The 647-nt window shown below is 51.3% G+C and carries 1 protein-coding gene; it reads right to left on the bottom strand.

Features of this window, described 5'->3' with window-relative positions; translation table 11 throughout:
* A partial coding sequence (locus R7O13_RS28000) for a SulP family inorganic anion transporter (protein ID WP_318305340.1) occupies window positions 1-647 on the bottom strand: 647 nt, incomplete at both ends.

Raw genomic sequence — 647 nt, 5'->3', positions numbered from 1 at the left:
CAAAACCCAATGCCTGAAACTCTTTATTAGCGTCAATGTCGTAGCCGTTCTTTGCTGCGAAGCTGCGCGCGGTCAGCATCATGCTGACAAAGCTAACGATCGCTAAGTTTAACGCTGGCACGACGAGCTCACGCACTTCGCCAAGCTCAAATTGTGGGGCTTGAAATTGAGGGAAACCACCTTGAGTTAAGCCGACTACGGCCACGTCCATTTCTTGTAAGTGCAGTAGCCAAACCGATGCTGTAGTAACCAGTATGGCAAGCATTGCTGCAGGCCAAGTAGGACGGTAGCGTTTGGTTACCAAATAGACCACCACAGTTGCTACACTTAACGCAACGGTTGGCCAATGAAGTTCTGCCAAGCGTTGTGGAGCTTCCCATAATCGTTCAAGTAGATAGCGTTGTTCGTATTTCAAACCCACGACTTTCGCAAACTGACCGACAATGATGGTCAACGCCACGCCGTTGAGTAGCCCTAAGAGGATTGGGCGGGAAAGGAAGGCAGCAAAAATTCCCAGTTTGAAACGGCTGGCCAGTACACACCAAATACCTGTCATAGCTGTCATGGTCATGACGAGCTGCCAGTGTTTGGTTGGGTCGCCAGCGGCAATTGGGGTAACGACGGCGGCGATGACGGCACAGGTTGCG

The organism is Vibrio sp. Y176 (assembly GCF_033438945.1).
The sequence above is the reverse complement of the archived record's forward strand: the minus strand, read 5'-3'. Positions and strand labels throughout refer to the sequence as shown.